The sequence below is a fragment of the Brasilonema sennae CENA114 genome (genome assembly GCF_006968745.1).
GTDB classification, from domain to species: domain Bacteria; phylum Cyanobacteriota; class Cyanobacteriia; order Cyanobacteriales; family Nostocaceae; genus Brasilonema; species Brasilonema sennae.
On record NZ_CP030118.1, the window covers coordinates 557,984 to 579,204 of the forward strand.

At 42.9% G+C, this 21,221-nt stretch carries 18 protein-coding genes and 2 pseudogenes; 10 read left to right on the forward strand and 10 right to left on the reverse strand.

Annotation, left to right across the window (positions count from 1 at the left end; translation table 11 throughout):
- Positions 1–243: 243 nt before the first annotated feature.
- The 3 genes from hemE to DP114_RS02340 form a co-directional block, all read right to left on the reverse strand.
- A complete protein-coding gene (gene hemE / locus DP114_RS02330; protein WP_169268740.1) occupies positions 244–1,299 on the reverse strand; it encodes a uroporphyrinogen decarboxylase in 1,056 nt (351 codons plus the stop codon).
- A 270-nt stretch (positions 1,300–1,569) separates the two neighbouring features.
- The gene (locus DP114_RS02335; protein ID WP_169268741.1) at positions 1,570–2,490 is read right to left on the reverse strand and encodes a S66 peptidase family protein; all 921 of its coding nucleotides are present in this window, start codon (positions 2,488–2,490) and stop codon (positions 1,570–1,572) included.
- Between the two features lie 58 nt (positions 2,491–2,548).
- Positions 2,549–2,740 (reverse strand): hypothetical protein, encoded by a 192-nt coding sequence (locus DP114_RS02340; RefSeq protein ID WP_169268735.1) that lies wholly within the window; start codon positions 2,738–2,740, stop codon positions 2,549–2,551.
- 210 nt (positions 2,741–2,950) lie between these two features.
- On the opposite strand from DP114_RS02340, the gene DP114_RS02345 reads away from it, so the two are divergent.
- The 3 genes from DP114_RS02345 (at position 2,951) to DP114_RS02355 (ending at position 5,531) form a co-directional block, all read left to right on the forward strand.
- Positions 2,951–3,937, forward strand: coding sequence for a hypothetical protein (locus DP114_RS02345; RefSeq protein ID WP_172195112.1), 987 nt, complete (start codon positions 2,951–2,953; stop codon positions 3,935–3,937).
- 98 nt (positions 3,938–4,035) lie between these two features.
- Positions 4,036–4,806, forward strand: a complete 771-nt coding sequence (locus DP114_RS02350) for a hypothetical protein (RefSeq protein ID WP_169268074.1) — start codon at positions 4,036–4,038, stop codon at positions 4,804–4,806.
- A gap of 26 nt (positions 4,807–4,832) precedes the next feature.
- The gene (locus DP114_RS02355; protein ID WP_171975342.1) at positions 4,833–5,531 is read left to right on the forward strand and encodes a Uma2 family endonuclease; all 699 of its coding nucleotides are present in this window, start codon (positions 4,833–4,835) and stop codon (positions 5,529–5,531) included.
- A gap of 63 nt (positions 5,532–5,594) precedes the next feature.
- On the opposite strand, the gene DP114_RS02360 is transcribed toward DP114_RS02355, so the two are convergent.
- Entirely contained in the window at positions 5,595–6,770 is a 1,176-nt protein-coding gene (locus DP114_RS02360; protein WP_171975343.1) for a peptidoglycan-binding protein, read from the reverse strand.
- 196 nt (positions 6,771–6,966) lie between these two features.
- Positions 6,967–8,049, reverse strand: coding sequence for a DMT family transporter (locus DP114_RS02365; RefSeq protein WP_171975344.1), 1,083 nt, complete (start codon positions 8,047–8,049; stop codon positions 6,967–6,969).
- 939 nt (positions 8,050–8,988) lie between these two features.
- On the opposite strand from DP114_RS02365, the gene DP114_RS02370 reads away from it, so the two are divergent.
- Positions 8,989–10,332 (forward strand): YncE family protein, encoded by a 1,344-nt coding sequence (locus tag DP114_RS02370; RefSeq protein WP_171975345.1) that lies wholly within the window; start codon positions 8,989–8,991, stop codon positions 10,330–10,332.
- A 106-nt stretch (positions 10,333–10,438) separates the two neighbouring features.
- Here the strand turns inward: DP114_RS02370 and DP114_RS02375 are convergent, their stop codons facing one another.
- Complete coding sequence (locus DP114_RS02375; protein WP_169268070.1) at positions 10,439–12,088, reverse strand: Ppx/GppA phosphatase family protein; 1,650 nt, start codon at positions 12,086–12,088, stop codon at positions 10,439–10,441.
- A 238-nt stretch (positions 12,089–12,326) separates the two neighbouring features.
- Between DP114_RS02375 and DP114_RS02380 the strand changes: the two genes are divergently transcribed.
- Together DP114_RS02380 and DP114_RS02385 are read left to right on the forward strand one after the other, a co-directional pair.
- Positions 12,327–13,211: a 4-hydroxybenzoate solanesyltransferase gene (locus DP114_RS02380; RefSeq protein WP_171975346.1), complete on the forward strand. Its 885-nt coding sequence runs from the start codon at positions 12,327–12,329 to the stop codon at positions 13,209–13,211.
- Between the two features lie 123 nt (positions 13,212–13,334).
- The gene (locus DP114_RS02385; RefSeq protein WP_171975347.1) at positions 13,335–13,835 is read left to right on the forward strand and encodes a TIGR00725 family protein; all 501 of its coding nucleotides are present in this window, start codon (positions 13,335–13,337) and stop codon (positions 13,833–13,835) included.
- Positions 13,836–13,874: 39 nt separating this feature from the next.
- Here the strand turns inward: DP114_RS02385 and DP114_RS02390 are convergent, their stop codons facing one another.
- Positions 13,875–16,103: a tetratricopeptide repeat protein gene (locus tag DP114_RS02390; RefSeq protein ID WP_171975348.1), complete on the reverse strand. Its 2,229-nt coding sequence runs from the start codon at positions 16,101–16,103 to the stop codon at positions 13,875–13,877.
- A 950-nt stretch (positions 16,104–17,053) separates the two neighbouring features.
- The gene (locus tag DP114_RS02395) at positions 17,054–18,004 is read right to left on the reverse strand and encodes an aldo/keto reductase (RefSeq protein ID WP_169268066.1); all 951 of its coding nucleotides are present in this window, start codon (positions 18,002–18,004) and stop codon (positions 17,054–17,056) included.
- Between the two features lie 112 nt (positions 18,005–18,116).
- Between DP114_RS02395 and DP114_RS02400 the strand changes: the two genes are divergently transcribed.
- A complete protein-coding gene (locus DP114_RS02400) occupies positions 18,117–18,698 on the forward strand; it encodes a DUF1802 family protein (protein WP_246163033.1) in 582 nt (193 codons plus the stop codon).
- Positions 18,699–19,187: 489 nt separating this feature from the next.
- Positions 19,188–19,439, forward strand: coding sequence for a hypothetical protein (locus DP114_RS02405; RefSeq protein WP_169268064.1), 252 nt, complete (start codon positions 19,188–19,190; stop codon positions 19,437–19,439).
- Between the two features lie 33 nt (positions 19,440–19,472).
- Here the strand turns inward: DP114_RS02405 and DP114_RS02410 are convergent.
- Both DP114_RS02410 and DP114_RS02415 read right to left on the reverse strand, forming a co-directional pair.
- Positions 19,473–19,733 (reverse strand): annotated as a pseudogene (locus DP114_RS02410) (gamma-glutamyltransferase); the annotation flags it as partial.
- Positions 19,734–19,783: 50 nt separating this feature from the next.
- Positions 19,784–19,963, reverse strand: a complete 180-nt coding sequence (locus DP114_RS02415; protein WP_169268063.1) for a hypothetical protein — start codon at positions 19,961–19,963, stop codon at positions 19,784–19,786.
- A 168-nt stretch (positions 19,964–20,131) separates the two neighbouring features.
- Here DP114_RS02415 and DP114_RS34635 point away from each other — a divergent pair, with 168 nt between their 5' ends.
- The gene (locus tag DP114_RS34635) at positions 20,132–20,734 is read left to right on the forward strand and encodes a helix-turn-helix domain-containing protein (protein WP_256379332.1); all 603 of its coding nucleotides are present in this window, start codon (positions 20,132–20,134) and stop codon (positions 20,732–20,734) included.
- Positions 20,721–21,191 (forward strand): annotated as a pseudogene (locus DP114_RS02425) (RNA-guided endonuclease InsQ/TnpB family protein); the annotation flags it as partial. The gene DP114_RS34635 and the pseudogene DP114_RS02425, both read left to right, overlap by 14 nt.
- Positions 21,192–21,221 lie beyond the last annotated feature (30 nt).

Here is a 21,221-nt window from a genome sequence, read left to right on the forward strand (position 1 = left end):
ATGCTGCTTTAGATGGAACATCTAAGTGTCTTTCTTTACAAAGTAGCATTACGAGAGCGGCAATTGCCCACCAATCACCTTCCACCTACGCTTTAACTGATTACCTCACGATTTCAGTTGCGATTTCAGCCTAACACCCCTTTCAAGGTGAATAGACTGAAACATATGTTTAAAGGAAATACTGTGCCATAGCGATTCGACACTCAGGAGGCGCGGCGGCTTTGCGCCCCTGACTTCGGCTTGTCATACAACTGCACTACTAAGTTGCTTCGCCGTTTCAAAGAAGAAAGCAACATTCTCCTCTGGAGTTTCTGGTAAAACACCGTGACCAAGGTTAAGAATGTGCCCTTTATTGCCAGCTTTGCGAACAGTGTCGTAAATGCGATCGCGGATAAATTCCTTAGAACCAAACAGCACACCAGGGTCAAGATTTCCCTGCACTTTGAGGTGCTTGCCTAATCTTTCCCGTGCGTCTGCCATATCTACTGTCCAGTCTAGACTGATTAGATCCGCGCCTGATAGTGCCATCCTCTCAAGCAAACCTGCACTACCACTCACCAGTAGAATCAGGGGTGTATCAGGATGAGTTTCTCTGACTTGCTGGAAAACGCGCTGCTGATAGGGTAGTGCGAAGGTTTCATAATCTTGGGGACTCAATTGTCCTGCCCAAGAATCAAACATTTGCACAACTTGTGCGCCACAATCAATTTGATAGCGGACATAAGTGGCGATCGCATCTGCCAATTTTGTCAGCAACTTATCCAGCAGCGTCGGATTTGAGAACGCCATGTTTTTGATGATGGAATAAGTTTTTGAACCTTTTCCCTCTACCGCATAAGCGGCTAATGTCCAAGGTGCACCGACAAAGCCCAACACAGTTGATTCGTTGCCTACTTCCTGCCGTAATGCTTGTAGGATTGTTTTAATGAAAGGCAGCGATTCTTCCGGTTCTAAAGCATGCAGGTTATCGATTTGCTCTGAGGTGCGAATCGGCGAGTGAATGATTGGTCCTTTACCTTCAGCGATATCCATATCAATACCTAAACCAGGTAGCGGTGTGACGATATCAGAAAACAAAATCACTCCGTCTGGTTGAAAGGCTTTCCACGGTTGTAAGGATACTTCAATCGCTACTTCCGGTATTTCCGAGCGTTCACGAAAAGAAGGATACTTCTCCCTTAAATCTCGGTAAGCTTTCATATATCGTCCCGCTTGTCGCATCATCCATACGGGTGGACGGTCTAACGCTTCACCACGAGCTGCCCTGAGAAGATAAGGAGCGTTGGAGGAAATACCCATTTAACAGTTCATCCTAAACTCTTTTTTATGTCATTGTTTAGCTTATCATCCTAGGATTGCCCTTTTTTAAGAAGACTTGCTTTTGAAGCGTTGCTCGTAAAAATTCTATTCAAATTGCACTCAAAACTTCATAAATATTAAAGAAGAAGAACGCAGAACTCAGAACTCAGAACTCAGAATGCAATTAAGTGGGCGTGACCTTGATCACAAAGTTTGTTTTGGTGAACCTAACCCTCATATTAAGAAATAAAGATTAACACCGCTGCTTGGTTAGAGTATATTCAAAATACCTTGGTCTGCATCTAATTCAACTGTAACTCCCACAGGTAAAGCTGCATTGGGAGCGTCATGACCAAAAGGCAGGTTTGAGACAATGGGAATTTTTAAATCTCCTAGGCGATCGCGCAACACTTCCTCAACACTAAAGCTAGGAACATTTGCAGGTGGTTCACAACGGCTAAAGCTACCCAGTGCAATTCCACTAACTTTTGATAAAACACTACTCATCCGCCACTGTGTTAGCATGCGGTCAATGCGGTACGGAGCTTCTGTCACATCCTCCAATGCCAAAATCACACCATCCAAATCTGGTAGCATTGGCGTACCAAGTAGATGAGTTGCCACCGTAAGATTACCTGGTAACACGATACCATTGACCACACCTCCACCCCAACCACAACCCTTTAAAGGTGCAAGAGGACGACCTTCCACACAATCAAATAACCTTTGAATTGACCAATCTGGTTCGCAAGCTAGAGTTGTCAGCACGGAACCATGAACACCAGAAATTCCTGCTGTGTAAAGACTCCACAAAAGCGCGGTGATGTCAGAAAAACCAATAAGCCACTTTGGCGCTGAGTTTTCTAAATTCTGCCATGTCCAATTTTCCAAAATACGGCTGCTACCGAAACCACCTCTAGTACACAGAACACCGCGACACTCTGGCTCTTGCCATGCTGTGGCGAGTTGTTCACGCCTCGATTCATCTTTACCAGCTAGATATCCCCATTTGTCATCTATCTCTGGAAATAGTTCTACTCGATAGCCGCGCGATCGCCAAATTTCTACCCCTTTTTGGAAAGCCTCAAATTCCCGTAAAGCACCGCTAGGAGAAATCACTCGTAATAAGTCACCTGGTTTGAGAGGTGGAGGAACAATTTTAGTTTTGAGATTTTGAGTTTTGGATTGCATCAATAATGTTTAAGAACAAATGATAAAAATATTGATTGACAATAGGTCAATTTGCTATTTATATCTTTTTATCCGTGCAAAATCCAATATCGGAGCCAAAAATATGGCTCATGAATTCAAAAATATAACAAAAATCTAAAATTTTCATGAACCATTGTTCAAAGCGATCGCCCAAAGCTTCCAAAGAAAATTCAGTTTCTGCCGAGGAACGACAAGTTTGACCCTCCTGGAGCTTACGCTCACGCCACATGCCTCAACGCTTAAAGTCGCGCACGGTGAGACAGCACGGCGCAGTCCTTGTCTCCCGACAGAGGCGACTGCGGAGCGCGCAGCGGAACCGGAGGTTCTCCCCGATAGCCCTCCGGGAACGCCCGTCGCCTGACGCCACATTCTACCCTGCGGGAAGGCGTTCCGCCTACAACGGGGCGGCAGCTTTTCGGGGGAAGCTTCCCCCGAAAACGTGCCTTGGGAACCCGACAGCCAGTCGCCACAACGGTCAAAGTTCGTCGCTTGGGTTGCTTCCCCCGACAGACTTTGGGGGAACCCCAACGCCCTTCGGGTTCGCCAGTCGCCTACGGAGGGAGACCCTCTCCGTTTGCGTAGCGCCCCCTATGCCTGCGGCACGGCTACGCCTATCGGGGCTAGTTGCCACAACGCGCTTAACCCGACGCCCTTCGGGTTCGCCAGTCGCCTACGGAGGGAGACCCTCCTGCAGCGCTGGTCTCACCAGATACCTCTGTCGGGAAACCCTCATCAAGTACTGGCTCCCTCCGGGTTCACCAGTCGCCTACGGCGGGAAACCCGCCTGCAGCGCTGGATTCACCGCAAGGCACAACTCTTGGCAGCGCTGGTCTCACCAGATCCCTCTGTCGGGAAACCCTCATCAAGGACTGGCTCCCTCCGGGAACGCCCGTCGCCTACGGCGGGAAACCCGCTCCGTTTGCGTAGCGCCCCCTATGCCTGCGGCACGGCTACGCCTATCGGGGCTAGTTGCCACAACGCGCTTAACCCGACGCCCTTCGGGTTCGCCAGTCGCCTACGGAGGGAGACCCTCCTGCAGCGCTGGTCTCACCAGATACCTCTGTCGGGAAACCCTCATCAAGTACTGGCTCCCTCCGGGTTCACCAGTCGCCTACGGAGGGAAACCCGCCTGCAGCGCTGGACTCACCAGATACCTCTGTCGGGAAACCCTCATCAAGTACTGGCTCCCTCCGGGTTCACCAGTCGCCTACGGCGGGAAACCCGCCTGCAGCGCTGGATTCACCGCAAGGCACAACTCTTGGCAGCGCTGGATTCACCGCAAGGCGCTGCTCTCCGCACAGAAGTGGCACATGAGGGAGACCCTCCCGCAGCGCTGGACTCACCGTATGGCGTGGCGTTAGCCATAGGGCAGTGGCTCCCCAACCTAGGCAATTTAGGGATTTTGGCTCTAACTGAACCGTATTGAGATATAAGGTCTAAAATGCGGTTAATTGGATAATAGAATTATGTGCCTAATTATAATTTTTATAGTCAAAATATTCATCAATAATATTGTAAGCAACTATGAGATATCGTTCTAGGGGACAGCACTTTTTCATCTATACCTCTATCTTAGTTATCATTCTGGCATTGCTTGTTGGCTGTGACGGCCGTGGCGATGAATCTCCTGCGGGAGGACCTGGTGGTAATAGTGCTACTACTCCAGCAGAATCTAGTGAGACTGGTGCGACTCCCACTACCCAGAGCGTCAGTCCAAATTATAAAATTGCTCAGGATGCTTACTCTGCTACCCTGAAAGAAACTCTCAGACCTGGACAAATCGCCTTTGATATTGCTACACAGATGAAAGTTGCTGAGAATGAAGTGATCGAAGTACGTGTTACTGATAACTTGCAGCGTGATCTAAAAGCAGGACTCAGTAAAGATGCTAAAACTCAGCCGATTGATGTAACTTCCTTTTTAGGAGCAGAACTTACAGGAGCTAGCTTTGAAATCAAACCTCTAAGCCAGAAAAAGCAGGTTTTAGCGCAAGGACGTGTGGTTAAGTGGCTGTGGAATGTAACTCCCAGTGAGGCAGGTAGTCAAAAGCTTTTTCTGGAAATATGTGCTTACATTAGTATTAAAAATCAACCAGAAGTACCAGCGTGTTTGGAGACTTTTAGTCGTGACGTCACGGTTGCAGTTAACCCAAGCAGTTGGTTAGGACAAAATTGGAAATGGATTATAGAGAACTGGAGTGCGATCGCAGCTGTTTTGACAGGAGCGTCCGTTTTTATCGTAGCTAAGTGGAAATGGATTAAAGATTTGTTTAGAAAGAAGACATCTAAATCATAAAAGTACCTATTTAGGGGAAAGACTACATGCTAAACCCGATATTTAAACTGCCAACCAGCGCTGAACTTCCTTGTTCAGACGACACTCCTGTGGATAACGAAAATCAAAATTTTGTCCCGAATTTATTGTTATTCCTGCTGAAGTTTATCTGGGCAAATCGCTTAGATTGGTTTTTTGGGGTTGATATGGCAATTTATCACACCACAGGAGTCAGTCATCTTGTACCTGTTGTGCCAGATGGTTTCTTAAGTTTAGGAGTAGAGCGATTTAAAGGAAATGTTTTACGTAAAAGCTATGTTCTTTGGGAAGAAAACGATGTTGTCCCAATTTTTGCTTTAGAAATTGTTTCTCTTACCTATGGGGGCGAATATGATAAGAAAATGTCGGTCTATGCTCGCTTGGGTATTCTATATTATGTCATTTACAATCCTGAATATTGGCGACGAGACCAACATCAGCCATTAGAAGTTTATCGTTTAATCAACGGAGAATATAAGTTACAAATTGGAGAACCTTTTTGGATACCAGAAATGGGTTTGCGGATTGGTAGGGGAAGCTACCTTGATGGAGAAGTAGAACTGGAAGTGCTTTATTGGTATGATGCACAAGGCGTTAGGTATAAGACACCACAAGAAGTTGCAGAACAAGCGCAACAGCAAGCAGCAGAGATGACAGAGTTACTTGAGCGCTATCGCCAACGCTTTGGAGAATTACCAGACGCTTAAGTCAGTGAACAGTAAACAGTGAACAGTGATAACTGGTAACTGATAACTGGTAACTGATAACTGCTAAAAATTTTCCTCGTCCTCTTCTTCCTCTCCCTCTGTATCTTTGTCCTCCTCACTTGCATCACCAGGCAAAGCACGGATACGATTCATTTGTGAAAGAGCATACTTTGCTGTTGATCGCACGTCTGCATCCGGATCTCGCACAGCATGAGATAAGATTTGACTCATTTGAGCCATCATGTCATATACGCGAGTTAAATCCCGGATGGCATTTTGTCGCACTTGTGGACTTTCATCTTGCAATGAAATTGCCAAAGCACGGTTCATTGGCTTAAGTGTGCGGGTGTTAATTTCTGCCAAAGCAGCTAAAATCAAGCTGCGTTGCTGGGAATCTGCATCCACCATCAAGTCTACTAAAGGCTGAATTGCTCGTGAGTCTCCTTTTTGACCTAAATCCCAGATAGCTTTACGTCGCTGTGTTGGATCAGGGCTACGTAAATCTAAAATCAACTGGTCAATGATGTCAACTTTGGCAAGGCGAGAAGTTGTTTCCATTGGTAAAAATTCAGTAGACGGTGGTATCGTTGTTTCTGTTTCTTGCGTACTGATGACACTAGTGTTATGAAACTCATCGTCGTTCTTTACATCGAACTTTTGTATAGTTTGCGGAACTAAACTGGTGTTTCGCTGACTATAATTTTCTGGGTATGTTACAACTTTTGTACCCTTGTCAATCTTTCTTACTATATAAAGTACTGCCCCAATACTTCCCAAAACACCAGTACCCACGAGAGACCACCAAAGTATGTCTGTTCCTGGGTCTTTCTTGGTCTTGGGTTGAATCGTAGAACTAATTGCAATGGTAGAAGGCGGTAATTTCTTGTTTATTGTTGTCTGAAGACTCTGCCTAGTTGTATCACCAAAAATACCGTCTACACTTAAACCTTTTACTTGTTGAAATTTCGTCACAGCACGGCTTGTACTTATGCCATACCGTCCATCTATCTCGCCATCATAGTATCCTAACTTCTTAAGTAAGGTTTGCACTGACTTCACTTGTGCACCTGTGCTACCAAGTCCAAGAATGGACTGCTTGACAGCATCTTTGGAACTGACTTGAGCAAGTTCTAAATTTCTAAAAACAATTTCAGGTTTAACTGCACTTGCTGAACGTTGGTCAAATCCTAAGCAAGCAAGGCAAGCAATAAAAACAATAGAAGAATAGCGTCGCCTCATATAGCAAGTCTCAGCCAGAACGTGCATTGGAAGCCATTGATACCACAATAACTATAAGCTACATAAATATCAAATGTCTTCTTGGCTTTTGGTATATTAAATACACTCTGGCTAATACTCTTATTCAAGCACATGAGTGGTAGTTGTTGTACTTGAGTCAGTTATTTATTTTTGAGATATTTTTTGACTACCTTATTTAAGGCAACATCTCTGATTCAGATTTTCTCACAGGCAAGGTAACTTTGTTTATCGTCTTTGCAGACGCTTCTAAAACTTGTTGTTGCTGTGTGATAGTTTTTTCACTTGTAGCAACCTTCTTGCTTACCCCTGGCAGAGTTTCGCGCTGGTTGATGAGATAGATGCTAACCAAAGTCAGGCTGACTCCTACCCACTGCAACGGACTGAGAACTTCTTGAAGTAACAAATTGCCAAATAACAATGCGAATACGGGTGTGAGAAAGGTGAGGGAACTGAGACTGGTGAGATTACCGCTAGAGGCAAAGTAGAAAAACAATCCGTAGGCGATCGCACTACCAAATACTGTAGCGTAACCCAGCCCAAACCAGTCAGACGGAACAATGTTCTGCAACTGTCCAGATTCTACAGCTGATGAAATTCCCCACAATGGCAAGCCACCTATAATCATGTGCCATCCTGTAGCCATCACAGGATCAGCATGGCGACTGACGAACCTGATCAACACTGTTCCTACTGCCATACTCAGCGCTGCTAGAAGCATCAACCACTCGCCACTGGCAAACAGTTGTTGTATTGATGCTGTAGAGAATATCTCTACAATCGTGTCTGAGTTGAAAAAATGGAGAATCCACTCATCCGGTAAGCCAATTAAACTAATACCTGTGACTCCTATCCCTAGTCCTAACCATCCCCAAAAACCAATATGTTCTTGGAATAACCACAAACACAGCAATGCCACAGCCAAGGGTTGAGAGTCAATCATCACAGATCCTAACCCAGCATTTGTTCTGAGTAAGCCCTCCGCCAAAAACCCTTGAAACAGTGTTCCATCCACCAAGGCAAATAAAGCAATCCACAGCCATGCATCCCAGCCTTTGGGCTGAGGTCTACCCATCCATGCTGCTACTATCAAAATAAGTACGCCAGCCGGTATCAAACGCACTCCCGCCATAAATAATGGTGTCGTGTGGGGTATTACTCCTTTCATCGCCACCATTGCTGTACCCCAGAAAAAAAAGGGGGCTATCAACAACAGTAGTCGTGGGATGGGTAGTTGAGATGCATTGCTTTTCAGTTCCATGGGATTGCTGATGCCTTTGTTTTACAAATGCGAAATATCGCTTTAACTAATTTTACCGAATTATTTCGATTTGTGAAGGCATAAATACTTAGTGATGAGGGACGCTCAAAGGGGTATTCACTTGTCAATCTTTTTTGGATATTTTTTGGATATGGTGTCTAACTTGACATGATCAGTCCTCTGTAAATTTTCTGTAAATATACTACTAAAACTTGATATTTTTGCCGTATTTATAGTAAAGTTTGACAGTGTGTCGTAATAACAACTTTTATAGGTTATAAGGGTTTTTTTTAGAAGATCCAGCTTGCATCTTCGTTTTGCAAGGGTGTTGACCAATTCTGTATTAGCGCTTAGTGCTATTGCGCTTTTCATACAAAGCTCTACCCTCATTTCTCAGTGAGGTAACTTTTGTATTCATAGTTTAAAGTTATTTTCTATATAAAAAGATGCGTGATGTTATCAAAAGAAAATATTGACTATAAGTTGTTGGATGCATACTATTATGTATTTTTTTACAAATTAAAAGAACTGATTGTGTTCAAGTTTAGCCAACGTTCTTTTGTTCACCACACAAGGAGATTTTCTATACGAATTATGATTAATGACCTGGCAGTGCTGTTTTGTTCTAGTCAAATCTTTGTCATCATTCCCAAAATTGAGGGTTTTTAACATAGCAAACTGACTTTTCACGGTATGTGGATTCATGTCATTTTGAAGGTTTCCCAAGCCCCAGTTTTTCCATTAGTTGTTTTCATTGATTCACAACTATTGAGAATTAAGTTGTGGAAACCACGAAACAGTGTGTTTTGAAGACTTGCTGTGAAAAGTCAGAGCAAAAGGCAAGCGATCGCTTATTCCCCAACCCTATATATCCATATCAAATCAGTGATGAGGAGTGACACGAGACTCTTTCATGTACTCAAATAAAGAAGGTTAAAAATGAAAAAATTCTTCATTCCGTGCTTGTTTTTCATTGGAATTGCTTGGACTATATTCACCCAAGTTCCTCTCCCACTGCATGAGGGATTGTCCACTGTAGCTTCAGCAGCACGACCAAGAAATCCAGGTTATGAGGTTTGGGCTATTGACCAAGCAGATTCCCTTGATGGTACTACTTTGGGAGGAAATCTCTTTGTTTTTTCAGGCAACGACCGAGACTTTTTAAGAGGTAATGCAAAGGTTGAGCAATTTAACTTGGCAGCCAGTGCTAAGAAGAACGATCTTGCACCAGGTCAAAAACCCCACTGGATTACTTTCAATCAAGGCGGTACACACGCGATTGTAGGACATGCGACTACAGCTCATGTCTATGCAATTGATGCCAACAAGCGTGAAGTTGTGGATTCAATTCTTCCACCAGGATTACCAAACTCCAACTCTCATGCTGTTTACCTCTCAAAAGACAACAAATTTGTATATGTTGCCGATACTCCAGGTCAGCGGATTCATAAGATTGGCACAAATTATGAGGCCCCTGGAGGTAAAATTTTTGGTGATGTTCAAACATTAGACTTCAATACTCCACAGACAAAGACAGCCTTAGGAGTACCTACCACTGGTGCCACTGCCCGACCAGTTGTAGCTGTCGTTGATGATACAGGTAAGTTTGTTTATGTCACTTTTGCTGATGGTGGCGTGGCAATTGTAAATGCGGAAACACTAACAATCGCACATATTTACAGTAAAGATGAAGCCACTTTCAATGGATTGGTTGCCTATCAGATTGGCGACAACTTCGTAACTAACGCAGGCAATGCTGATCCCGAGATAGCGGACTTTATCTATCTGTATAACAATAAATCTCTGCTAGAAAATCCCTCGAAGCGTCCAGATTTCTTCAAAGTTCCTCAATCCGGTAATGATGTTCATGGTGTGACATTAATTGGTGCTAAATACCTTTGGCAAGTAAATCGTGGATCCAATTCCATCACCATACACGATATCAACGCTAAACCATTTGATCCCAATGTTGAGGCTTCAAACAAAGCTCGCGCAGTTAATATTGTCGATCTAGTCAGTGATACCTTGGGTCCTGATCCTACACCAGACTTAATAGAACCATCACCTTCCGGACAAGTTGCCTTTTTCACACAGCGTGGACCTAATCCCATCTCAGGAAACGACCCAGCATTTTTCAACAGTGTGGGTATTTTCCCAGGACTAGGTGTCGTGGAAGTTGAAAACGGAGGTAAGAGTGCTAAACCCGCTCATTTATATAGATTTGATAATGTTGTCGGTGGTAAGAATATTGCTGACTTCCACGCTCTTGCAGTTCGTAAATAGAACTTAAGGACACAAGGGACAAACCGAAAATTTTTGAGTAGTACATTAAACCTATTTGAAGGTGCGTTACATTAGTGTAACGCACCTAATTTATCCAACACTTTATCTAACTAAATGCAGCGATATTAAGCTCTAACTTTGCTACTAATTTGACATCAAACTCTGCTTCAAATACATCCTTTTTATAATCCAAACTCCATAGTTCTAAAGCACAGTCATCATCAGCGTGGGATGGAAAAATTTTGAGAATCAATTCTTGTTTTTCAGTTAGATATTCACACTCGACTCGCGTAATTGCTCCAATTTGCCGCCTATCCAAAGCAACTGCCAATCTCAAAATAGCACTCAATTGACTGACAATTTGTCGATGATTTTTGCCTTCTAAATTCTGGTAATTTTCGTGCTTTTTCTTCGGTGGAGATTTGCGATGATAACGTGCTAAATTAGCAATGATTTCTATCTCTGTTTCATTATAGCCTAGTAATTCAGCATTACGAATGAGATAATAGGAGTGCTTGTGGTGAGATGAATGACCGATATAATGACCGCAATTATGCAATATAGCTGCAGCCCAAAGGAGTTGCCGTTCATCTGCTCCCCAGTCGTGAAGTGTTCCTTTTGTTTGGTCAAAAATGCTTAAGGCAAAGACTGCGACTCTATCACTGTGCTCTAAATTGACGTCGTACTTATTCGCAATTCTCAGGACACTCCGCTGGCTTACTGAACCTTGGTAACGTAGACGGTCTTCAATATAACCGTGAGTAAGCATCCAGTCTACAATCACACCCTCTCTTAGGGAACGTTCGCATACTACGAGTGACTCTAGCCCCAAAACGAGCATGGCTTCCTGTAAAATCACTGCGCCTGCGAGTATAACTTCAGATCGTTTCTCTGGCATGCCGGGAATTGCAGCTCGTTCTGAGTTACTCATTTTCCGTAGGCGATTGACCCATTCCTGCAAATCTTTTAAGCTCATTTCGTAACCATTGAGCGTAGAAGGAACAGAGTCTACCTTTTCCCGTGCATGAATCATCACTAGAGTTTCAATTGTGCCGGAAGTACCTACTAAACGGGGAGATTCTCCATCCTTAAGATTTGCTTGGATCTCTTCAACAGCACGTTCTAACATCCCCCGTGCATATGCTTGTAGGTACTCAAACTCAGTGTCATGAATTGGGTCAGTGGTAATTAACTCACTGGTGAGTCTGACTGCACCAACTTTGGTACTGGTGAACGTTCGCCCTTCGTGACTATCGGCCAAAATTAATTCTGTGGAACCGCCACCGATATCTATAATAATATGGGGCTTGTCGTCAAATTCCATCCCCGATAGTACGCCCAAGTAGATTCGCCGCGCTTCTTCTTGACCAGAAATCAACTTAACGCTTAAACCGACTTCATCTTCAACTTTTTGCAAAAAATCTCTACCATTGGGGGCTTCTCGTACGGCGCTGGTTGCCACAGCAATTATTGTATCGACGTTGAGAGTTTTTGCGATCTCTTGGAAATGTCCCAAGGTGGCGATCGCCCTTTCCATGATTTGTGGTTTCAAATTCCCCGTCTTCATCTCGCGATCGCCGAGTCTGACGGTTTCTTTTTCTCTGCCGATAATGTTAAAAGATGGCAGTGTAGGTTCAATTTCCACTACTACCATGTGTAGCGAATTGGTTCCTAAGTCAATCGCAGCAATAATTCGATGTTGCTTTGCTGTTTGAGTCGGAACACTCTCCCAGTTAGCTGAAACTAAATTCACCATCTATCGTTTCTCTCTGTTAAGGATGGTAAAAGCTGGCAATCTCGACGTATCGACGAGACAATGTATTTTGTACAACAAAATTGTTTTTAAGTAGAAGCCCTGATCCATAACCAAAATGACTTCCTGGTTCTATTCCAAGTTGTGATTTATGGTTGTGACTTTATAAATATCAGATAAAGATATTCTATAGATGTAAATATGTGTGAACCAATCTATCTTTAGTCATCTTTTACTACCTATGCTAACTACGCCAAAAGATCACACCGAACCCATATGGCTTGTTATTATCCGGCTATTACGATGGCACAAACCAGAGGGACGGTTAATTTTAATGATTCCCGCTTTATGGGCTGTGTTTTTGGCAGCTGCTGGAAAACCACCCTTACCACTTGTTGGAGTGATCATCTTGGGTACTCTCGCCACAAGTGCTGCTGGATGTGTTGTCAATGATTTGTGGGATAGAGATATAGATCCACAAGTGGAAAGAACTCGCGATCGCCCTCTTGCTTCCCGTACGCTGACTGTGAAAGTTGGCATCATAGTTGCCATAGTGGCGATGGCATGTGCTGCAGTTCTTGCCTTTTATCTTAACGTACTCTCATTTTGGTTGTGTGTGGCAGCAGTTCCAGTTATTTTGCTTTATCCCGGCGCAAAGCGCGTGTTCCCTGTTCCGCAACTGGTTCTTTCTATCGCTTGGGGTTTCGGGGTTTTAATTAGCTGGAGTGCAGTGACGCATAACCTTTCACTCCCAACTTGGCTGCTTTGGGGCGCTACTGTGACGTGGACATTAGGATTTGATACAGTTTACGCCATGAGTGACAAGGAGGACGATCGACGAATTGGTGTCAATTCTAGCGCTTTGTTTTTTGGTAGTTTCGCGCCTGTTGCAATTGGCATTTTCTTTGCTAGCACTGTCTTTTTACTGAGTTGGCTAGGTTTAATTCTGCAACTGCGTCCTAGTTTTTGGATTAGTCTTTCCATTGCTAGTGTAAGTTGGATTTGGCAGCTCACACGCTTAAGCCAGAAAGATTTACCGAACTCTGCTTATGCTGAAATGTTCCGACAAAATGTGTGGATTGGTTTTATTGTCCTTGCTGGGATGATTAGTGGGAGTTTATTATAATACCAATTCAAAAAAATGTTTGCGACAGATAGAACACTAAAAGCGGTTACCAGTAAATCTTTCACAATCTAAAATCTAAAATGGTATAAATTCTGCGTGCTGTGTTCTTCTTAATAAACTGCAATGAGAAAAATCATAATTGGAGTGATGGGACCAGGAGAAAAAGCTACAGCAATTGATGTACAAAATGCCTATGAACTTGGAAAACTCATTGCAACACAGGGATGGGTTTTGCTGACTGGTGGTCGAAATGTTGGCGTTATGGATGCGGCAAGTCGGGGAGCAAAATCTGTTAATGGTTTAACTATTGGTATTCTTCCTTGCTATGATAGCCAAGGTATTTCTGAAGCAGTTGATATTACCATTTTTACTGATATGGGAAATGCTCGCAACAATATCAATGTTCTCTCTTCTCATGTGGTCATTGCTTGTGGTATGGGTGCGGGTACTGCTTCAGAGATTTGCCTAGCTTTGAAAGGCAACAAGAAAGTGATTTTGTTGAGTGTAGATGAAGAAAGTCAAAATTTCTTCCAAAAACTAGCGCCAAAAAATGTTTATGTCGTGAATGATGTGGAGAATACAATGGCATTAACTAAGCAAATTTTAAATCATACTAAGACCTGAATCCAATCACTTTTTGGCGTTGCATATTTTGGGATGATTTTATTTTCTTTGCTTACTAGAAGACTTCTTTATTGGCGCTTTTTGCTTCTTGGCGGTTCGTACTTTATCCCTTCTTTGTGCAACGCCGATTTTCTGTTGCTTTTGTTCGTACTGTTGCAAAAACTCTTGAACTTTTACAGGAATTTCCGCACTACAGTAGAAGTCTTGAGTCCCCATCAAGCGTACTACCATCGGAGAGTGGGAACGTTCGGCATATTGAATTGCTTGATCAAACAGCCCCTGATTGATGTGCGCTTGAACTATTTTTTCATACATATCAAGAGGGTTTAACAAAACCTTAGACTTTTGTGTTTTTGAAGTTACCCAACTGCTGCTAGTTTCTAAAGCTTCAATGGCAACAGCAAAACCTTGGATAGTTTCAGTCCATAATCCCATAGTAAAGGCAAAATTACCCAAGTAACGTCCAGCCATAAGACTTTCCAGAGGAAAAGTTTTGGGGGTATAAATCTCCAAGGCTAATTGGAAGGCTTTGATTGCTTCTGGAGTACGTTGCAAAGGTTTGTAAATATTCCCGAGATGATTTTGGGTTTTTGCCCAGTCATAGGGAAAGCGATCGCGTGTGTATTCTTGCAATGCTTGGTTGTAATGGTATATCGCTAATTCTAAGTTCTGTTTTCGTTTACCATGAATCCGATCACACCAGGCATTGCCAAGAAAACTTTGGGTGTTTGCCCACTCATGGGGAAAGCGATCGCGTGTGTATACACTCAATGCTTGCTGATGATAGTGTATCGCCCATTCTATATTCTCTGCTTTTTCCCCACGAATCCGCCGACAGAATGTATTTCCCAAATTATTATGGGTTATTGCCCATTCGTAGGCAAAGCGATCGCGTGTGTATATTTCTAATGCTTGGTTGTAACACTGTATTCCTAGTTCTATGTTCTCTTCAGCGTTACCATGAATACGATTACACCAGACATTGCCGAGATTTTTTTGGCTTCTTGCCCACATTTCGGGAAACAGATCGCGCTTGTATACCTGCAATGCCTGATTGCAATAATGTATCGCTAATTCCAAGTTTTCTGCCTCTTCGCCAAGAATACGTTCCCAGTAAGCAATCCCAAGATTATTTTGGATTGCTGCCCACATTTTGGGATTGCCATCATACGTAAATTGTTTTAATGCTTGCTTGTAATGGTGTATCGCTTGTTCCTGGTTTTCGGCTTTTTTTCCGCAAATACGCTCACCCAAAAGATTTCCCAAATGATTTTGCACCTTTGCCCATTGATCGGGAAAGCGATCGCGTGTGTATACTGTCAATGCTTGGTTGTAATGGTGTATCGCTAGTTCTTGGTTATCGGTTTGTTGACCACGGAGTCGTTTTGAGTAGGCAAGCCCGAGACTGTTTTGCACCTTTGCCCACGTTTCGGAACAGAGATCGCGTCGGATTTCTTGCAATGCTTGGTTATAACAGTATATCGCGAGTTCCAAGTTCTCTTCTGGGTTGCCAGAGATTCGCTCTGAGTACGCAACTCCAATATTACGTTGCGTTTTTGCCCAGTCATAAGGAAAGCGATCGCGTGTGTATTCCTCCAATGCTTGGTTGTAATAGTATATTACTTGTTCCAAATTATGAGATTTTTCCCCACGCACACGGTCAGAGAAAGCAAGCGCAAGATTAGTTTGCGTTGTTCCCCATTCATAAGGAAAGCGATCGCGTGTAAAAACTGTGGCGGCTACTTGGTAACCTACAATCGCAATTTCCATACGACCTGCTGGGTTACCTTGCTCAAACATCTGCACCAGCTTACTAAACTCAACAATAAACCCCGCAGTGTATTGTGCTAATATTTCCTTCAATTGTGGCAAGATATTCGTTGCCCAAACTTGCAACACATAAGCCAAAGTATCATTCAGCTTGTCCTGATTTGCTGCTAAATAGGGGAAAATTACTTGGGGATCACGATCTTTTTCAATTGCTTCCAATACATCAACTAAAAAAGTTTCATAAGCTTGCCAGGTGTGAGAACTTGCTTGTACTCCCAAAGAAGCAGCCAACTCATTTCTAAGATTCAACAACCAATCTGCAGTTAATTGGCGACTTTGGTTTGCCATATTTCCTGCAACTTGTTCCAAGGCTATTAGGAACCCTTCATCTATCCATTCTTTATCTTCTGCTACAATGTCCATCGCTTCCGCATGAGTGGCGCATCTTAACAGATCTGCAATTGTATTTAAATAAGTTTGGATTTTTGTTTCGTCCATATGACTTGCCAGTTGTGACTTGAGCACGTTCACTGATTTCTAATTTTATTGTGCAAAAATCAACTAGGCATTGTTATGTCACTCAAGAAATAACTTTTAACGCGAAAACCTGGTCAGCGGGACCAGGTTTTATCTAAAAAATTTCGTAGTGCTCAAATTGGTTTTATCGTGAGGAAATACAAAGGTTTTACAATAGTGGTGGACAATAACACTAACAAACTCAGCATAAAAAACGTTTTTCCGCTTTGGGATTTGGCTTCGCCTTTCAACACAGGCGCTGTGCCACTCATCATCATACTTATGCTGATATTTGCTTGGGCTGATGACGGAAGGACACCGGGTCAATTGCCCTTTTCAGTTTGGTTGTGCCTTGTTTGGTGTCCTATTTATTAAGTTACCACCCGATTATGGAATTGCCTGCAGTTGTTTACTGAACTTAACAACTGGAGTTTAGCTTCTTCGCCGAAGGCTATAAGCAACCCAAAAATCTGCTTGTGAGGGTTATACCATGTCCTGATAAACAGTTGTCATTGCGTTCGCGTAGCGTGCGCCCTTGGCGCATACTACGCGATAGCGAAGTGAAGCAATCTCAAACACTTGCGATTGCTGAGTCCCAAGGGGACACGCTGCGCGTTCGCTCGATTCGTGCGCTTTGCGCTTACGTTTCACTGAGTCCCAAGGGGACACGCTGCGCGTTCGCTCGATTCGTGCGCTTTGCGCTTACGTTCCACTCGCAATGACATATCGTAAGTAATTAGCAGGACATGATATTACTAGATCGTGAAAAACAAGATCCCCGACTCCTTTTAAAGGAGTCGGGGATCTGTGTCTCTCAATTTATGCGCTACGCGCAGGCACTTTCACACAAATCAAATAGGATTACTATAGAACTGCTCAATAACAGGACAGAGGCGCAAAGTATCGCGCCCTCTACATCGGAATTACCAATTTCACATAAGTTTGGTATAGTCTAAATGGTCGGTCACAATCCGCCCAATAACATCTATTTGGTTCAAATCTTCAGTCGAAAGTTGAACAGAGCTGGCTTGGGCGTTTGCGGTTGCTTGTTCGGGATAACGCACACCGGCGATCGCATGACTCTGTGGTTGAGCAATTAACCATGCTAGTGCTAACTGGGCAAGTGTACAGTTGTGACGTTCTGCAATTGGGCGCAATTTTTCCAAAGCTTGTTGAGCGCGTTCAAAATTTTCTCCCTGAAATAGCTTATTGTTGGCGCGGTTATCTTGTTGGTCAAATTTGTGACCAGCTTCAAATTTTCCTGTTAACAATCCTTGAGCTAGAGGTGAATAAGCAATAATCGCAATCTTATGTTCGATGCAATAAGGCATTGCATCTTTTTCGACATACCGCCAGAATAAAGAATAATGAGGCTGCAAGCTATCAATGCGTCCGTATTGAGATGCTTCTTCCAACTGGGTTTTGGAAAAATTGGAAACACCAATAGCCCGAATTTTCCCTTGCTTTTTCAGGTGGTTAAGAGCGTTCATTGTCTCCTCAATCGGAACAACTTCAGAATTGAACGAACCAGCGGGGCAATGAATTTGATATAAGTCTATGTAGTCAGTTCTGAGGTTTTTCAAGGAATGATTACAAGACTCAATCACCTGGTTGTACTTGAGATGGTTAGCAAAAACTTTCGTGGCATACTCCACTTGATCTCGAACATCAGATAAAGCTTGAGCAACAATTCTTTCTGAATGTCCGTCACCATAAACCTCAGCAGTATCAACTGTTGTGATACCAGCTTCAAATGCTGCCCGTATTGCTTTAATCGAGTTAGTGTCCTCAACTCCCACCCACATTTTTTTACCAGCTTGCCAAGTCCCCGTGAGAATAGGCGTAATTTTAACATCCGATGTACCCAGCGTTCGCTTTTCCATAATGATTCCTTATCTATTTTTTAATTCATTTGTTGCAGACAGCCACATAGTGTATCGATCTTGGCGTCAAAATAAATCAGAGTAATAGTAGATGCTTACGGAAGAATTGATTATGACGAATCATGCACTCAAAGAATGGGCAGTTGCTATCAATGCCTTAGAAACAAGCAAAACAATTATGCTCCTCCGCAAAGGTGGTATCCATGAACGTCATGGACGCTTTGAGGTTAACCACAAGCAGATTTTGCTTTACCCAACTTTTGAGCATCAACAGCCTTTCTTGCTCAAACCCGAGTATGCTAATTTGGTAATTCCGGTGACATCTGGTTGGCATCCAGAAACAGTTCATATCAACAGTTGGGCTGAAATTACAGATATTTTTCCAGTGAGTGAGGAATCAGTCGTTAATGCTCTGCTTCCATTCCATATTTGGAATGAGTACTTTATTAGCGATCGCCTCAAATGGAAACCGCGTCAGCCATTATATATTCTCCTGCTGCGGACTTACAAACTCCCCCAAGAGCAAGAAATTCCCTATTGCACCAAGTATGGTGGCTGTAAGTCATGGATTGACTTGGATGGATCCATTTCGTTACAAGGATCACAACCAATCTTGTCTGATTCGATATATGCCCAGTTAGTTGGCCAAATTCGCGATATTGTCAGCGACGAATTATATGCTCCATCCATATAATAACGTAGGACTTACGCACTTTAGAAATAAATTATTGTGTGCGTAACGATTAGCATGACTAGTTCCGTGCGGTTTTACAATAGTCAGATGACCACAAAAATTTCCCATTTCGATCTCAAAAGTGCATAAGTTGATTTTGCTTGCATCTAATTAAAGAAGAAGGGAAAGCTAATAGCATTATGCATATAATCATATTTTTGTCAATTCGTAAGTCCTATAACGAATAGCTATCAAAAAAAGTACTCAAAAATACATCAATTTTTGTGAGCCATAGGATAGCATTGGCTAAACGCAAAAGATGACTGCGTTTCTTTTCATAGCCTTTCGTCTGTAAAGCGTCTACGTCTTACATTCACTTTGAATTGTGTGATTCGTCTTGAGGTTAACCGCTGTGAACAATACAGAAAGTACCCCAAAAGGGCGATGTAGATATTGACAGATGTCTGTAAGTATGCTTGTAAGCTAACTAAAATAAATCAGGAGTTTGCCATGCATGGAAGAATGTGCTGGTTGTCAAAATTTGGCGACAGTGAAGAAAAAATTTTGCATTTGCAGACAGGACCAAATGAACCTTGGCGTCCTTACACAGCCTTTGGGCAATTAGCAGTCCCAGATTACAAAATACCAGGCGGTTCTAAAGGTTGGGCGACTTTCCAAAAATTGTTAAAAGCAGGTTGGACTTTGATACCAACTGCAAGAGCAAACGAGTTCTCGTCCTCAAGGACTTCAGTGGAGTCATGAATCAAGACAGAACATACGAAAGTTTTTCGCTTTTTACAAACCCCTAGGCGAACTTTCACCACGGGGATCAGCTGCGCCTTCTAAAGTTGCATCTGGTGTTACGACAATCGAATTAACATTACCCCAAGGCTTAGTTTGTTTAATTCTGTGTCCCTGACGCTGCAACTCGGCAAGAGTTAGAGCTTTCAAACCCATAGGTTGGACTCTTAGTTGATCACGTAACCACTGATGATGTATACGGGGTGCAGAAACAGCCGTGCCAGAATGCATCTTGTATTCTAGTACATTCAAGAGCTTGTCCTAAGTAGACAATAACCTAAACAAGCTTAGTCAACTACCGACAACTATCCCTCAAATTCTTCTATCAATTCATCAACAAGCTTTCTTAGCCGTTCCTTCCAGTCAGGGATGGCTTTTAATTTGTCTCTGACACCCTTTTGGACATTAAAACACACCGGCGTCTTATCAAAAGGCTCATTATTTAAAGGTTGTGCACCTAATTTATGATTTTTCTGGAAAGGCATTGCTATCGAGTGTATATATTACTATACTTATATATAGCACAAACGTATTGAGGTGACGCATTGGGACAAAGAAATAAGGCTTGCCTTATTACAACGAATACTCGTGGGTGCTGACAAATTAACAGACCATAGCAAGCCTTATTTCTCCAGTCATTCCCCCGGTGAACAATGCTTTTATCCATCAAAACTAAGTTGAAACTGACAAGCGAGCAAAAAACCATAATGGCAAAGCATGCAGGTATTGCAAGATTTACCTTTAATTGGGGTTTAGCTACTTGGAAAAATTTATATGATCATGGATTCAAGCCAAATAAATTCCTCCTTAAGAAGTTCTTTAATAATGAGGTAAAAACTCAACTGGAGTGGATTAAGGAGAAAGGAATTTGTCAAAAGATTACTCAATACGCCTTTGACCAATTAGGTGACGCGTATGCCCGATTTTTTAAAGGTAACGCATTGGGACAAAAAAATAAGCCAAGCCCTAATAACAACACGATAAATCGTGATGCTTCGAGATCAACCCAAGAGGGCTTGGCTTATTTTTCCAGTCAGAACCCCGGTAGGGGCGACTACCCCAGGTCAAAGAAGAAAGGCATCAACGACTCTTTCACTGTTGACAATGGTGGAAAACCTATCCCTGTTGCTGGTGTACGAGTTAAGCTGCCTACCATTGGATGGGTTAAAACTTATGAAGGACTGCCCCATACAACAACCACCAAGCTAACAATATCTCGGATAGCTGGTGACTGGTACATCGATGAGCGCTTATGAGGTTGAAACCGAGCCTACGCCTAAATCCGTCTATGTTGTAGGTGTGGATTTGGGAATAAAGGAACTAGCTACGCTTAGCACTGGTGTTACGTTTCCAAACCCAAAAGCCTACAAAAAGAACATCCAGAAACTAAAACGGTTGTCTAAAGCTCATTCTCGGAAAAAGAAAGGCAGTAACAACCGTTATAAGTCAAAAATCAAATTAGCGAAACATCATAACCGAGTTTCTAACATTCGCAAAGATTCGCTTCATAAAGTTACTCACCACTTATGCAAAAACCACGCGCTTGTAGTGGTAGACGACTTAAATGTTAGCGGGATGATGTCAAATCATAAGCTTGCCCAATCTATCGCTGATTGCGGGTTTTATGAATTCAAGCGACAACTTGAATATAAAACCAAGAAGTTTGGAAGTAAGTTAATTGTTGCGGATAGATGGTATCCATCTTCTAAAACCTGTAGTAATTGTGGTTGCAAAAAAGAAACA